This window comes from Pseudomonas auratipiscis (assembly GCF_036324085.1).
Lineage (GTDB): Bacteria > Pseudomonadota > Gammaproteobacteria > Pseudomonadales > Pseudomonadaceae > Aquipseudomonas > Aquipseudomonas auratipiscis.
In genome coordinates this window covers 205,521-219,287 of record NZ_JAZDCU010000005.1, presented here as the reverse complement: position 1 = coordinate 219,287, position 13,767 = coordinate 205,521, and the positions used below count along the sequence as shown (strand labels likewise).

Below are 13,767 nucleotides of genomic sequence, written 5' to 3'. Positions count from 1 at the left end.
TCACCAATACTGTTCTTTCGCAAGGTGCTGAGAGAGAATTCGTCTTCATGTTCCGGGGGAGGATGTCTGCTTGAAAACGATAATTGGGCTGTTGCTCGCTACGCTGGCCTTGGGGGCTAACGCCACTGAAGAGGACAGTACTCCGTGTGACAACGTCGAGACCGACCAGCAAAGCTATGACTGCGCACTGTTCAGCCGCACCAGCGCAGAACGGGAGCTCAACGCCGCGCTTGCCGACCTGTTGGACCGGATCAAGGCACAATACGCTGGCCAGGGTACGAAGATCAGCGAAGTCAGCCAACGCTTGAGCAACGCACAAAACCTCTGGAAGAAGCTACGTGACGCCGACTGCCAAGTCGAAACCTTCGACCAGGCCCCGGGTAAATCCTTCGAGACGGCACTGAACACCTGCCTGGCGCAGCGTAGCGACGACCGCTCTGAATACTTGCAGTCCCTGGGGCTGCAGGACTCCGATTGAGAACAGTATGAAAATCTGCGGAATTGAAATCAAAGGCAGCGAGGCGCTGCTCGCCGTCGCCACGCTCAACGGCGCCAATCCGGTGCATGTTGCCTTGGCGACAAAAAAGATCGCGCTGGAAAACGACGAACTGGCGGAAAACGTCAAAGCCTTCGCCAATCAGGCCCGACATTTTTTTGCCGAGCACGGCATCAGCCATCTGGCGATCAAAAAGCGCAGCAAGAAAGGCGATTTCGCTGGTGGCCCGACAACCTTCAAGATCGAAGGCGTGTTGCAACTGCTGGATAACTGTACGGTGGAACTGGTCTCACCACAGACCGTCAGTGCGCAAGCCAAGAAACATAATTTCGAGTTGCCAGGCTCGCTGAACAAGTACCAGCACGAAGCCTACAAGAGCGCCTGTGCGTTGTTGCTCAAACACAGCTGAGGCTCGTCCCAAAGTCCCGGCGCATGGAAAAACATGCTGCTGAAAGTGCTCGGCAGGTTCCGACAAAGTCACTCCCAGGCCGCTCTTCCTGAGGCAGGCCATGAATCTGACGTTAAGGAACCTGGATATGAGCACCAGCATCACTCAAGCCGACATGGACAAAGCAATCGAGAAGCTGAAGAAAGAGGGCGAAGATCGCGTACTGATGGTCGCCAACACCGTGTGTATCTTCGCACCTGACGTACCGGCCGGTGTGGCAGAAGATGTGCTGGCGGGTATGCGCCTGATGAACCTGTCGGCCAACAAAAAGTTCGACAAGGAAACTCAACAGCGCGAGTGGTACAACTACTACAACGACGGCCTGGGCAAATTTGGCTGGACCTTGACCGGCGCAGCCCACGCCGAAGAGGCTATCGACAAAGAAGATATCACCGCAGCCGCACTGGCCGCGCATATCGTCACTGTCAGCCTTGGTCACAATCATCGTCTGTCCCGGTGTGTAAAGCGTGCCTTCGAAGTCACCGTGAGCACGCCAAAAGCCCAGAACCTGCTGGAGGAAAGCAGCCTGAGCGTTTCGGGTAAATCGAGCACCCTCCAGGTAGCGGCGTGTGAGATGACCCCGCAAGGCTTGCCAGTCATGCACATGACCAGCGTCCAGATGAGCTACGACAAGGCAGAAAAAGCCCAAGGCTCGATAGGTCGCAAAGTCAACAAGTCCAACACTCGAGTCTACCGTGCATCGCAGCAAGGCTCCTTCAGCGTTCGCCAGTTCGAAGCCATGCGCAAAGCGGTGAGCGACAAGCTCGCCAGCCAGGCAAACGACATCCTCGATCTGGATATCTAAGCCTGTGGCCAGGTATCAACCTGTTGATGCCTGGCCTGACGCCAACTCAACGGCTTCAGGTGACGCCATGACACAAAGTCTCCCCCCCAACGCCAACACCCAGGACATGCCCAGTACGGCGCTGTTCTCTTCGCCCCTATCAATCAGCCAGGATGCAGGGCTTGTCACCGACCTGGTCGAGGACACGTATCAATGCCTGCGCTTGGCGCAGTTGATCGCCAACGACCGATTCGTCCGGGAGATACAGGCCAAGGAATGGTTTGCCAGTTTCCTGGAAACCTTGAAAGAACTTGGCTTCAAACTGATCGAACACACCCGCAAAGCGATTCCTTACAACCCATCTGACGATGTGCTAAAAGACGTCTTCGAAGGCTGGCTTCCTCCCCCGCAGACAGCAAAATCAAGCTTTCACGCTGCGGCTAAAAATGCGCTCAATGAAATGCAGGCGTCGGAGGACAACCTGTATCGGAAGTACACCAGCTCGACACACCTGAGTATCACCCTGGCAGCGGATCCTGGCGAACCCCTGACGGCCATTCTGTTTCATGTGCTGTGTACTCACGACCCTGATGCCCCTAAGACTCGACTAAAACTGGAGCTCGATCACCTGGGAGCCGTGTTCGACAAAGATGCATTCAACTCCCAGCGCAAAAAAGTGCAGGACCAGCTCGACAAATTTGCCACGCTCGATCAACTCCTTGACGTCTAATGAGCACGCATCAATCGACGCTCTTCGCGTGGGCAGTTGCCGAACTGACGTTTGTAGCGTCGGGCAAAGTAGGACGGTAATTCGAAGCCACAAGCCAGGCTGATCTGAGTGACGCTCATGTCGGTCTGCGCCAACAGTTGGCGGGCTTTCTCCAACCTCAGCGACAAGTACAGATTGCTCGGGGTATCGTCCAGATGCAGGCGAAACAGTCGCTCGAGTTGACGTCGGGTCACCATCACCTTGGACGCCAACTCCAGCGTGCTCAACGGCGTCTCGGTATGCTTTTCCATCTCGCTGATCACCTGCACCAGCTTGCGGTTGCTGATCCCGTAGCGTGTCGCAATCTGCATGCGTTGATGGTCTTGGCGCTGACGTATGCGGCCAAGCACGAATTGCTCAGACACTTGCACAGCCAGTTCACTGCCGTGAGCCTGGGCGATGAGGTCGAGCATCAGATCGATTGAAGCAGTACCACCGGCACAGGTGATGCGCCGGCGATCGATCTCGAACAGTTCCTGCGTCACCTCAAGACGCGGATAGCGCTCCTTGAACGCTTCAATGGCCTCCCAGTGCAAGGTCACCCGATGACCATCGAGCAGACCTGCCTGCGCCAGCACCATCGCGCCGGTATCGATACCGCCGAGCACCACACCTTCATGGTCGAAACGACGCAAGGTTTGCTGCATCGCCGACGAAAAGCAGGCCAACGGCTCGAAGCCGGCAACCACCAGCAACAAACTCGCGCCCGCCTCTCGTCCCAGAACGCCGTCGGCGTTGATCGACATGCCATTACTGGCCTGGACGGGCCCGCCATCAATACTGACTACGCTCCAGCGATAAAGCGCACCACTGAAGCGATTGGCAACTCGCAGGGGCTCCACCGCCGAGATGAAACCCATGGCAGAGAATCCCGGCAGGAGAAGAAACTGGATCAATTGCGACATTGAATGCTCCCTCTTGGCTGGTCGCCAGCGTGCAAGTTTTAGTCGCCACCGTGCGTTTTACAACCCCGCGACCCGCGTAGCGTGTGTAAACGGTCCGCAGAGACCGGCCCCATAACAATATGCACTGCCGTTGGAGAGCCACCATGCACAGCTTGATCCGCCGCAGCCTGTTGTCCCTCACCCTCAGCGCCACAATCGCCACTCCCCTGTTAGCCGCCGAACCCGCCGCCTGCAAAGACGTACGCCTTGGCGTGGTCAACTGGACCGACGTCATGGCCACCAGTGCCATGGCCCAGGTTCTGCTTGACGGCCTGGGTTACAAAACCAAGCAGACCAGTGCCTCGCAACAGATCATTTTCGCCGGTATCCGCGACGACCGATTGGACATGTTCCTGGGTTACTGGAACCCGATCATGACGCAGACCATCACCCCCTTCGTCACTGCCAAACAGGTCAAAGTTCTCGATAACCCGAGCCTGGATGACGCCCGTGCGACCCTCGCAGTTCCCAAGTACCTGGCAGACAAAGGCCTGAAGACATTTGCCGATATCGCCAAATTCGAGAAAGAGCTAGGCGGAAAGATCTATGGAATCGAGCCTGGCTCCGGCGCCAACACTCAAATCAAGGCGATGATTACCAAGAACCAGTTCGGCCTGGGCAAGTTCCAGCTGGTGGAGTCCAGCGAAGCCGGCATGCTCGCCGCTGTAGATCGCGCGGTACGCCGCAAGCAGGCCGTGGTGTTCTTCGGTTGGGCGCCGCATCCGATGAACGTCAATATCGATATGGCTTACCTCAGCGGCAGCGAAGACGCCCTTGGTCCGGATGAGGGCCGGGCCACGGTCTGGACCGTCACCGCCCCGGATTACGCCGAGCGCTGTCCGAACGCCAACCGGCTACTGACCAACCTCAAATTCACTGCCGAAGACGAGAGCCGCATGATGCAACCGCTGCTCGACCACAAAGACGCCCTGGCGTCCGCCCGTCAGTGGCTCAAGGATCACCCTGAAGACCAGAAGCGCTGGCTTGAGGGAGTGACCACCTTCGATGGCAAACCGGCTGCCGAAAATATTCAGCTCACTGCCAACTGACAGATCCCATTGCGGGGCAAGCCCGCTCCTACAGGAAGCCGCCATGAACCACGACGTCATCATTACCTGCGCCCTGACCGGCGCGGGTGACACTGCCAGCAAGAGTCACTTGGTCCCGGTTACCCCCAAGCAAATTGCCGAAGCCGCCGTGGAAGCGGCAAAGGCCGGTGCAACCGTGGTGCATTGCCACGTTCGCGATCCGCAAACCGGACGCTTCAGCCGTGACGTAGCGCTATACCGCGAGGTAATGGAGCGCATCCGTGAAGCCGATGTGGACATCATCGTCAACCTCACTGCCGGCATGGGCGGCGATCTGGAAATTGGCCCAGGTGAAACACCCCTTGAGTTTGGTAGCGGCACCGATCTGATCGGCCCGCTGGAACGGCTGGCGCACGTCGAAGCGCTGTTGCCGGAGATCTGCACGCTCGACTGCGGCACCCTCAACTTTGGCGACGGCAACAGCATCTATGTCTCGACGCCCGCGCAATTGCGGGCCGGGGCCAAACGCATTACCGAGCTGGGAGTGAAAGCCGAACTGGAGATCTTCGACACCGGGCACTTGTGGTTCGCCAAGCAGATGATCAAGGAAGGCCTGCTCGACGATCCGTTGTTCCAGCTGTGCCTGGGTATCCCCTGGGGAGCGCCAGCCGACACCGCCACCATGAAAGCCATGGTCGACAACCTGCCAGCTGGCGTGACCTGGGCCGGATTTGGCATTGGTCGCATGCAGATGCCAATGGCGGCCCAAGCAGTCCTGCTCGGCGGCAACGTACGGGTAGGTCTGGAAGACAACCTGTACCTGGACAAAGGCGTCCTGGCCAGCAACGGGCAGTTGGTCGAGCGCGCCACCCAGATCCTCAGCCGTCTTGGTGCCCGCGTGCTTACCCCAGCCGAAGGCCGGGCAAAAATGAACCTGAGCCGTCGCTGATCAGTGGAGTGTGAAATGAGCTTTATTACCGAAATCAAGACATTCGCAGCATTGGGCAGTGGCGTGATCGGCAGCGGCTGGGTAGCTCGCGCCCTGGCGCATGGCCTTGATGTAGTGGCCTGGGATCCGGCACCGGGCGCTGAAGCCGTACTGCGCAAACGCATTGCCAATGCCTGGCCGACGCTGGAGCAACAGGGTCTGGCAGCGGGAGCTTCACAACAACGCTTGCGGTTTGTCAGCACCATCGAGGAGTGCGTATGTGATGCCGACTTCATTCAAGAAAGCGCCCCGGAGCGTCTTGATCTCAAGCTCGACCTGCACAGCAAGATCAGCGCCGCCGCCAAGCCCAACGCCTTGATCGGCTCGAGCACTTCCGGGCTGTTGCCCAGCGAGTTCTATGAATCTTCAACCCACCCTGAACGCTGCGTGGTCGGTCACCCGTTCAACCCGGTGTACCTGCTGCCCTTGGTGGAAATAGTGGGCAGCAACAAAACCGCCCCTGAAGCCATCGAAGCTGCAAAAACCGTCTATACCGCCTTGGGTATGCGCCCCCTGCATGTACGCAAGGAAGTCCCGGGATTCATTGCCGACCGCCTGCTCGAAGCGCTATGGCGCGAAGCCCTGCACCTGGTCAACGACGGTGTGGCGACGACCGGTGAAATCGACGATGCAATTCGCTTTGGCGCAGGCCTGCGCTGGTCATTCATGGGCACCTTTCTAACCTACACCCTGGCCGGCGGCGACGCTGGCATGCGCCACTTCATGGCGCAGTTTGGCCCGGCGCTGCAGCTACCCTGGACCTACCTGCCGGCGCCGGAGCTGACTGAAGGCCTGATCGATGCCGTGGTCGAAGGCACCAGCGAGCAACTGGGCGAGCGCAGCATTAGCGCGCTGGAGCGCTATCGTGATGATTGCCTGCTGGCTGTACTTGAGGCAGTGAAAACCACCAAAGCCAAACACGGCATGGCCTTCAGCGACTGACCGGAGCCCTCTGATGCCCGCACTGATCACCTACCAAACCCCAGTCCAGGCGGACTGGGTCGACTACAACGGGCATCTGCGCGATGCTTTTTACCTGCTGATATTCAGCTATGCCACCGATGCATTCATGGACCGCATCGGGCTCGATAGCGACAACCGCAGCGCCAGCGGCAACTCCTTGTTTACTCTGGAATGCCACCTCAACTACTTGCACGAAGTAAAACTGGGCACAGACGTCTGGGTGCAGACACAGGTCATTGGCTTCGATCGCAAACGCCTGCACTTGTACCACAGCCTGCACCGTGAAGGCTTTGAGCCGGTGCTGGCGGCCAGCGAGCAGATGCTGCTGCACGTGGACCTAGCCGGCCCTCGCTCGGCGCCCTTCGCGCCCGAGGCGGTGGACCGCTTGGAAGAAATTTGCGCTGACCAGACAGACCAGCCAGCTGCACAATTCGTTGGCCGGTTGATCGCTCTTCCCCAGTAGCATCCTGCCCCAAAAACGACCTGCTCTTAGGTAAAGCAGCCATTGCCACATTCTGCGCTTGCCCCACCGCAGTGGTGCCCACAGAATCGACTGACGATCACACCTGCAAACAAGGACAAAAGCCATGATGCATGCGGATTTGATTGATCAGGACGACCTGTTGAGCCAATTGCGCGCTCTGGGTTTCGAAATGCCGACCGACGCCAGTGCCGAGCAGGCCTGCGAATGTGCGGTGCGTGGCTTGAGCGAGCAAAGGGCCAAAGCCCTGAAGGGCCTGGTAGAGCAACTGTACACCGGCAACGCGACCATTCTGCCGGTGGTGCGCCAGGCCATCGAAAAGCAGTTGTTGCCCGCCTTGGCCGAATTCAACAATCGCTGAAAGTAACAAGGGGCAAGCCCGCTCCCACAGGTTGCTGATCACCTGTGGGAGCGGGCTTGCCCCGCGATAAATCCAACCTGACCTATAGCCTCACGCTGGCAAATGTCGACTCGTTACGCGCCTGGCTCAGCGCCGACATAGGCCCCGCCAGTGGCGACAGCACCATTGCCTGTGGAATCGGCATCATCGCCACCTGCTGCGCGGTATTGGAACCCACACGCTCGTCACGCGGCGGAATACCGAAGTACTCGCGGTAGCACTTGGAGAAGTGCGGGGTAGAAACGAAGCCGCACACCGAGGCCACTTCGATGATCGACATGGGGGTCTGCTTGAGCAGTTGCCGGGCGCGAATCAGGCGCAGCTTGAGGTAATAGCGCGACGGCGAGCAGTGCAGGTATTTCTGGAACAGTCGCTCGAGCTGGCGACGCGATACCGCCACATACACAGCCAATTCGTCCAGATCGATTGGCTCTTCCAGGTTGGCTTCCATCAGCGCAACGATTTCCTGCAGCTTCGGTTGGTTGGTACCGAGCATGTGCTTGAGCGGTACACGCTGGTGATCCTGCTCGTTGCGGATTCGCTCGTAGACAAACATCTCGGAAATCGCCGCCGACAGCTCACGGCCGTGATCGCGGCTGATCAGGTGCAGCATCATGTCCAGCGGTGCAGTACCGCCGGAGCTGGTGAAGCGATTACGGTCGAGGGTGAACAGTCGGGTGCTCATGCTCACCCGTGGGAAGGCTTCCTGCATTGCCGCCAGGCATTCCCAGTGCACGCTGCAATCGAAGCCGTCGAGCAGGCCGGCACACGCCAGCGCCCAACTGCCGGTGCACACCGCACCTAGACGGCGCGACTGGCGGGCCTGGCTCTGCAGCCAGGTCACGTGCTCGCGGGTAACAGTGCGCTGAATACCGATGCCGCCACAGACAATGACGGTATCCATGGCCGGCGCCTTGTGCATCGCCGCATCGGGAGTGATTTGCAAGCCGTCACTGGCCCACACCTGACCACCATCCACGCTCAAGGTACTCCAGCGATACAGCTCGCGTCCGGACAGTTGGTTAGCCATGCGCAGCGGCTCGACGGCCGAAGCCAGGGAGATAAGAGTGAAGTTGTCCAACAGCAGGAAGCCGATGGATTGTGGCGTGCGGTTCTGGGTTGGGGTCCCGGAGTTGTACGACGTCATCGCGGTATCTCCTCACACAATGCAGGTTGCGCCTCAGGCAGGCGCGGGCTTTTTTTGTCACGGCCCCGATTCGAATGCAGGGGCTTTGATAATCACAACGCAATTGCCGTGCCTGAAATTGAATGGCTATTCAACAAAACCCAAAAACGACGTCGCGCAGTGTCTATCTGGCAACTGTTGCAACCCTGGGTTTTAAACGCAAAACACCGTGCTAGCGCCGCTGCACGGGCGACCTGAGCAATTCGGTAGCACTTGTGGGAAGGATGCCCAGAAACGACATATTCGAGTGTCACCCCAGGCACAAGTTACCCGGGTAACAGCTTTCTTCAGCAAGCTTGCCAAGGTCCTGATAGAGGCGCGCGCCAAAAGGTGGCAGCCGTGCCAGGCACGGGCACTAATGACGCAGGCAACATCAACACTCGACGGCGCTTACGGCCAAGCCGCCACGTGAGGTTTCCTTGTACTTGTCGTGCATGTCGGCGCCGGTGTCGCGCATGGTGCGGATCACCCGGTCAAGCGAGATGAAGTGCTCACCGTCACCACGCAGCGCCATTTGTGCCGCGTTGATTGCCTTTACAGCAGCGATCGCGTTGCGCTCGATGCACGGCACCTGTACCAGGCCGCCAACCGGGTCGCAGGTCAGCCCCAGGTTATGCTCAAGGCCGATTTCAGCGGCGTTTTCCAGTTGTCCCGGTGTTGCGCCTAGCACTTCGGCCAAGCCTGCCGCTGCCATTGCACAGGCCGAACCGACCTCACCTTGGCAGCCCACCTCAGCGCCGGAGATCGACGCGTTTTTCTTGCACAAAATACCGACCGCCGCCGCGCCGAGAAAAAAGTCGACCACGCAGGCTTCGCTCACCTGATCGCTAAAACGCATGTAGTAGTGCAGCACCGCCGGAATGATCCCGGCCGCGCCATTGGTTGGCGCGGTTACCATGCGCCCGCCCGCGGCGTTTTCCTCGTTGACCGCCAGGGCATACAGATTGACCCACTCCATGGCGCTCAAGGTCGAACCAATCACATTGGGCTTGTTCAGTTCCTGCAAGCTGCGATGAAGCTTGGCGGCGCGGCGCTTCACATTCAGCCCGCCGGGAAGAATGCCTTCGTATTTCAGACCGTTTTCAACACAGGCCTGCATCGCCTGCCAAAGCTTGAGCAGACCGGCTCGGATCTCTGCTTCGCTGCGCCAGACTTTCTCGTTTTCCAGCATCAGTTGCGACACGCGCATGTCGTTTTGCTTGCACAGCGCCAACAACTCAGCAGCACTGTTGAAATCGTAGGGAAGCTCGGTGTTGTCAGCATCCAGCACGCCGCTGGCTGCCTGCGCCGCATCGACCACAAAGCCGCCACCGACCGAGTAATAGGTATCCCGGTGCAACTCACCGGCAACGCCTTGAGCAATCAGGGTCATGGCGTTGGGATGGTAAGGCAGGTTTTCATCCAGCAGCAGCATGTCGCGGTGCCAGACAAAGCCGATCTGCAGCCGCCCTGCGAGCAGCAAGGTGTCTGTTTCGCGCAATGCAGCGATACGCGGCGCAATCTGCGACGGATCGATTGCGTCGGGCCACTCGCCCATCAAGCCCATGATCACCGCATTGTCGCTGCCATGGCCGATGCCGGTCGCCGACAACGAGCCATACAGGCGTACCTCGACGCGTTGCACCTGCTCAAGCTCGTCACGCTCACGCAGGCCCTGGACGAACAGCGCTGCCGCACGCATGGGCCCGACGGTATGAGAACTGGATGGACCAACGCCGATCTTGAACAGGTCAAACACACTGATGGCCATGGCGCAAACTCCTGAATGAGCAGCCACCCGCAACCCAAGCCAAGGGCGTTGCAACTGCTACGCTGAAAAGGCGGCAATCCGCCGAACTCGCGCATCATCAGGCTTTTGAACGCACGTCTGACGTCTACAACCGACGCACTCTTGCCCAGCAACGCCGCCAGTTGTCAGCACCACCGCTGCGCCGTTTTTTTGCGGTGCAGCGCCAGCAAAACTACGTTTACAGGGCCGGATAAATCTGTAAACGACCTCATCGACACTGGAAGCGACCCTGTCTGTACTGGATACGACGCACCCTGTAGGCGTTTGATTTTCGCTGTTAGATGATCGTTATCGACTCGATTGCACGGCACCTGTCCCGCTATCGCCCGATAGCCCGGCCCGACCGAATGCAAGACATAAAGCACGGCGGTCCCGTGGGACATCCGACAAAAACATCAGGAGTCCATCGAATGAAAGGTTCACCCTCGCTATTGCTGGCCACGCTGTTGAGTGTGCCGCTGCTGGCCCAGGCCGCAGAGCCGGAGCAGTGTCATACCGTTAACTTCTCTGATGTCGGTTGGACCGACATTACCGTGACCACCGCCGTTACCAGCGTCGTGCTGCAATCGCTGGGGTACAAGACCAAGACGACCATGATCTCGGTGCCGGTAACCTACAAGTCGCTGGCCGATGGCAAGAATATGGATGTGTTTCTCGGCAACTGGATGCCGACGATGGAAAACGACATCAAGCAGTACCGCGATGCCGGTACGGTGGAGACCGTACGAGCCAACCTTGAGAACGCCAAGTACACCTTGGCCGTGCCCCAGGCGCTGTATGACAAAGGCCTGAAAACCTTCGCCGATATCCCCAAGTTCAAGAAAGAACTGGACGGCAAAATCTACGGGATCGAACCCGGCAACGACGGCAACCGCACCATCCAGAGCATGATCGACAAGAACGCCTTCGGCCTCAAGGACGCCGGTTTCAAGGTGGTCGAGTCCAGCGAAGCCGGGATGCTTTCGCAGGTTGATCGTGCTGCCCGCCGTGGCAACGATGTGGTGTTCCTGGGCTGGGAGCCCCACCCGATGAACACCCGCTTCAAGATGAAATACCTCGATGGTGGCGATGACTTCTTCGGTCCCGAATACGGCAAGGCCACCGTGCTCACCAATACCCGCAAGGGTTATGTACAGGAATGCAGCAACGTCGGTCAGTTGCTGAAAAACCTGTCCTTCACCCTGGACATGGAAAGCACCCTGATGGGCAACGTCCTGGACGACAAGATGAAACCCGACGCAGCTGCCAAGGCCTGGCTGAAAAAGAACCCGCAGGTACTCGACACCTGGCTGGCCGGAGTTACCACCGTTGACGGCAAACCCGGCCTGGAGGCGGCCAAAGCCAAACTGACGCAGTAAGCACCACCTGCGGCGGGCCCGCCCCGCCGCAGGCTGTCTTCAATCTTATGCAGGTGGACGCTCGCTATCATGCTGATCGATCAAAAAATACCACTGGGCCAGTACATCGCAGGCTTCGTTGACTGGTTGACGCAACATGGCGCCAACTACTTCGATGCCTTCGCTGAAGCACTGGAATTGATGATTCATGGAGTGACCGGGGCACTGACCTGGTTCAACCCCTTCGTCCTGATCGGCCTGATTGCAGTGATCGCGCATCTGATTCAGCGTAAATGGTCGCTGACCGCTTTCTGCGCACTGTCTTTCCTGCTGATCCTCAACCTTGGCTACTGGCAAGAAACCATGGAGACCCTGGCACAGGTGTTGTTCGCCACTATGGTCTGCGTGGCCATCGGCGTACCGCTGGGAATTCTCGCCGCGCACAAACCGATGTTCTATACCGCTATGCGTCCAGTGCTGGACCTGATGCAGACAGTACCCACCTTCGTCTACCTGATCCCGACCCTGACGCTGTTCGGCCTGGGTGTGGTTCCCGGCCTGATCTCAACGGTGGTGTTCGCCATCGCCGCACCGATCCGCCTGACCTACCTGGGTATCTGTGATGTGCCCCAGGAGCTGCTCGACGCTGGCAAGGCATTCGGTTGCTCGCGCCGCCAGCTGCTGTCGCGCATCGAGCTGCCACATGCCATGCCGAGCATCGCTGCCGGCGTTACCCAATGCATCATGCTCTCGTTGTCGATGGTGGTGATCGCCGCGCTGGTAGGGGCCGATGGCCTGGGCAAACCTGTAGTCAACGCACTGAACACTGCCGATATCGCCCTGGGCTTCGAAGCCGGTCTGGCAATCGTATTGCTGGCGATCATGCTCGACCGTATCTGCAAACAACCCGACGCACCGGCAAGGAGTGAAGCATGAGCATTATTCGCTTCGAAGATGTAGACGTTATCTTCTCCAGCCGACCGCGTGAGGCACTCAGCCTGCTCGACCAAGGCCTTTCGCGGGAGCAGATTCTAAAAAAGACCGGGTTGGTAGTCGGCGTCGAAAAGGCCAACCTGGATATCAACAAAGGTGAAATCTGCGTGTTGATGGGGCTGTCCGGCTCGGGCAAGTCAAGCCTGCTGCGTTGCATCAACGGCCTCAACACAGTGAGCCGAGGCAAGCTGTTCGTCGAGCATGAAGGCACGCATATCGACATCGCCCATTGCACCCCGGCGGAGCTGAAAATGATGCGCACCAAGCGCATCGCCATGGTCTTCCAGAAGTTCGCCCTGATGCCCTGGCTGACAGTGCGCGAGAACATCAGCTTCGGCCTGGAGATGCAGGGTCGTCCGGAAAAGGAACGGCGCAAACTGGTCGACGAGAAGCTTGAGCTGGTCGGTCTTACCCAATGGCGCAACAAGAAGCCCGACGAACTCTCAGGCGGCATGCAGCAGCGTGTAGGTCTGGCCCGCGCCCTGGCCATGGATGCCGATATCCTGCTGATGGACGAACCTTTCTCCGCCCTCGATCCGCTGATCCGCCAGGGCCTGCAGGATGAATTGCTGGAGCTGCAACGCAAACTGAGCAAAACCATTGTGTTCGTCAGCCATGACCTGGATGAAGCACTCAAGCTCGGCAGCCGTATCGCTATCATGAAAGACGGCAAAATCATCCAGTACAGCAAGCCGGAAGAGATCGTTCTGAACCCGGCCGACGAGTACGTGCGAACCTTCGTCGCCCACACCAACCCACTCAACGTACTGTGCGGCCGCAGCTTGATGCGCACGTTGGACAAGTGCAAACGGATCAACGGTTCGGTGTGCCTGGACCCAGGCGGCGACTCCTGGCTGGATCTGGCCGAAGGCAACACCATAAAAGGCGCGCGTCAGGGCGCCAACGGCATGGACCTACAGAATTGGGCACCGGGTGAAGCGGTAGAAGAGCTGGCCCGCAAACCCACCCTGGTGAGTGCCAGCATTGGAATGCGCGAGGCACTGCAGATCCGTTACCAGACCGGCAACAAGCTAGTGCTTCAGGAAGGTAATACCGTGGTGGGGATTCTCGGCGACAGTGAGTTGTATCACGCGCTGCTGGGCAAGAATTTGGGCTGAGGCTATCGCGGGGCAAGCCCGCTCCCACCGGGAGCGGTTTTGC

The 13,767-nt window shown here is 58.8% G+C and carries 15 protein-coding genes; 12 read left to right on the top strand and 3 right to left on the bottom strand.

The genetic code is table 11. From position 1 onward, the window contains the following. The first annotated feature begins 70 nt into the window (after positions 1-70). The 4 genes from V0R60_RS09370 to V0R60_RS09355 all read left to right on the top strand — a co-directional run bounded on the left by V0R60_RS09370 (position 71) and on the right by V0R60_RS09355 (position 2,458). The gene (locus V0R60_RS09370) at positions 71-478 is read left to right on the top strand and encodes a lysozyme inhibitor LprI family protein (protein ID WP_330079220.1); all 408 of its coding nucleotides are present in this window, start codon (positions 71-73) and stop codon (positions 476-478) included. 7 nt (positions 479-485) lie between these two features. After that, positions 486-905 carry a DUF3010 family protein gene (locus V0R60_RS09365; protein WP_330079219.1) on the top strand — a complete coding sequence of 140 codons (420 nt, stop codon included), beginning with the start codon at positions 486-488 and terminating at the stop codon, positions 903-905. A 127-nt stretch (positions 906-1,032) separates the two neighbouring features. Next, positions 1,033-1,749 carry a hypothetical protein gene (locus V0R60_RS09360; RefSeq protein ID WP_256658307.1) on the top strand — a complete coding sequence of 239 codons (717 nt, stop codon included), beginning with the start codon at positions 1,033-1,035 and terminating at the stop codon, positions 1,747-1,749. 67 nt (positions 1,750-1,816) lie between these two features. After that, the gene (locus V0R60_RS09355; protein WP_330079218.1) at positions 1,817-2,458 is read left to right on the top strand and encodes a hypothetical protein; all 642 of its coding nucleotides are present in this window, start codon (positions 1,817-1,819) and stop codon (positions 2,456-2,458) included. On the opposite strand, the gene V0R60_RS09350 is transcribed toward V0R60_RS09355, so the two are convergent. Then, positions 2,455-3,402 (bottom strand): GlxA family transcriptional regulator, encoded by a 948-nt coding sequence (locus V0R60_RS09350; protein WP_330079217.1) that lies wholly within the window; start codon positions 3,400-3,402, stop codon positions 2,455-2,457. The two genes, V0R60_RS09355 and V0R60_RS09350, sit on opposite strands and share 4 nt — an antisense overlap. Before the next feature lie 143 nt (positions 3,403-3,545). Between V0R60_RS09350 and choX the strand changes: the two genes are divergently transcribed. The 5 genes from choX (at position 3,546) to V0R60_RS09325 (ending at position 7,262) form a co-directional block, all read left to right on the top strand. Further along, positions 3,546-4,490, top strand: a complete 945-nt coding sequence (choX, locus tag V0R60_RS09345; RefSeq protein WP_330079216.1) for a choline ABC transporter substrate-binding protein — start codon at positions 3,546-3,548, stop codon at positions 4,488-4,490. Between the two features lie 43 nt (positions 4,491-4,533). Further along, positions 4,534-5,418: a BKACE family enzyme gene (locus V0R60_RS09340; protein ID WP_203543774.1), complete on the top strand. Its 885-nt coding sequence runs from the start codon at positions 4,534-4,536 to the stop codon at positions 5,416-5,418. 15 nt (positions 5,419-5,433) lie between these two features. Further along, positions 5,434-6,399 carry an L-carnitine dehydrogenase gene (locus tag V0R60_RS09335; protein ID WP_330079215.1) on the top strand — a complete coding sequence of 322 codons (966 nt, stop codon included), beginning with the start codon at positions 5,434-5,436 and terminating at the stop codon, positions 6,397-6,399. 13 nt (positions 6,400-6,412) lie between these two features. Continuing rightward, positions 6,413-6,883 (top strand): thioesterase family protein, encoded by a 471-nt coding sequence (locus tag V0R60_RS09330; RefSeq protein ID WP_330079214.1) that lies wholly within the window; start codon positions 6,413-6,415, stop codon positions 6,881-6,883. 124 nt (positions 6,884-7,007) lie between these two features. Continuing rightward, on the top strand, positions 7,008-7,262 hold the full coding sequence (locus V0R60_RS09325) for a hypothetical protein (RefSeq protein WP_330079213.1): 255 nt from the start codon (positions 7,008-7,010) through the stop codon (positions 7,260-7,262). Between the two features lie 82 nt (positions 7,263-7,344). Here the strand turns inward: V0R60_RS09325 and gbdR are convergent, their stop codons facing one another. Together gbdR and V0R60_RS09315 are read right to left on the bottom strand one after the other, a co-directional pair. Continuing rightward, complete coding sequence (gene gbdR / locus V0R60_RS09320) at positions 7,345-8,448, bottom strand: choline metabolism transcriptional regulator GbdR (protein ID WP_136474108.1); 1,104 nt, start codon at positions 8,446-8,448, stop codon at positions 7,345-7,347. A gap of 412 nt (positions 8,449-8,860) precedes the next feature. Beyond that, positions 8,861-10,237, bottom strand: coding sequence for an L-serine ammonia-lyase (locus tag V0R60_RS09315; RefSeq protein WP_136474107.1), 1,377 nt, complete (start codon positions 10,235-10,237; stop codon positions 8,861-8,863). A 449-nt stretch (positions 10,238-10,686) separates the two neighbouring features. Here V0R60_RS09315 and V0R60_RS09310 point away from each other — a divergent pair, with 449 nt between their 5' ends. The 3 genes from V0R60_RS09310 to choV all read left to right on the top strand — a co-directional run bounded on the left by V0R60_RS09310 (position 10,687) and on the right by choV (position 13,724). Beyond that, positions 10,687-11,634: a choline ABC transporter substrate-binding protein gene (locus V0R60_RS09310; protein WP_136474106.1), complete on the top strand. Its 948-nt coding sequence runs from the start codon at positions 10,687-10,689 to the stop codon at positions 11,632-11,634. Between the two features lie 66 nt (positions 11,635-11,700). Beyond that, complete coding sequence (gene choW, locus V0R60_RS09305; protein WP_178084200.1) at positions 11,701-12,549, top strand: choline ABC transporter permease subunit; 849 nt, start codon at positions 11,701-11,703, stop codon at positions 12,547-12,549. Then, the gene (gene choV, locus V0R60_RS09300) at positions 12,546-13,724 is read left to right on the top strand and encodes a choline ABC transporter ATP-binding protein (RefSeq protein WP_330079212.1); all 1,179 of its coding nucleotides are present in this window, start codon (positions 12,546-12,548) and stop codon (positions 13,722-13,724) included. Before choW ends, choV begins: the two co-directional genes overlap by 4 nt. Positions 13,725-13,767 lie beyond the last annotated feature (43 nt).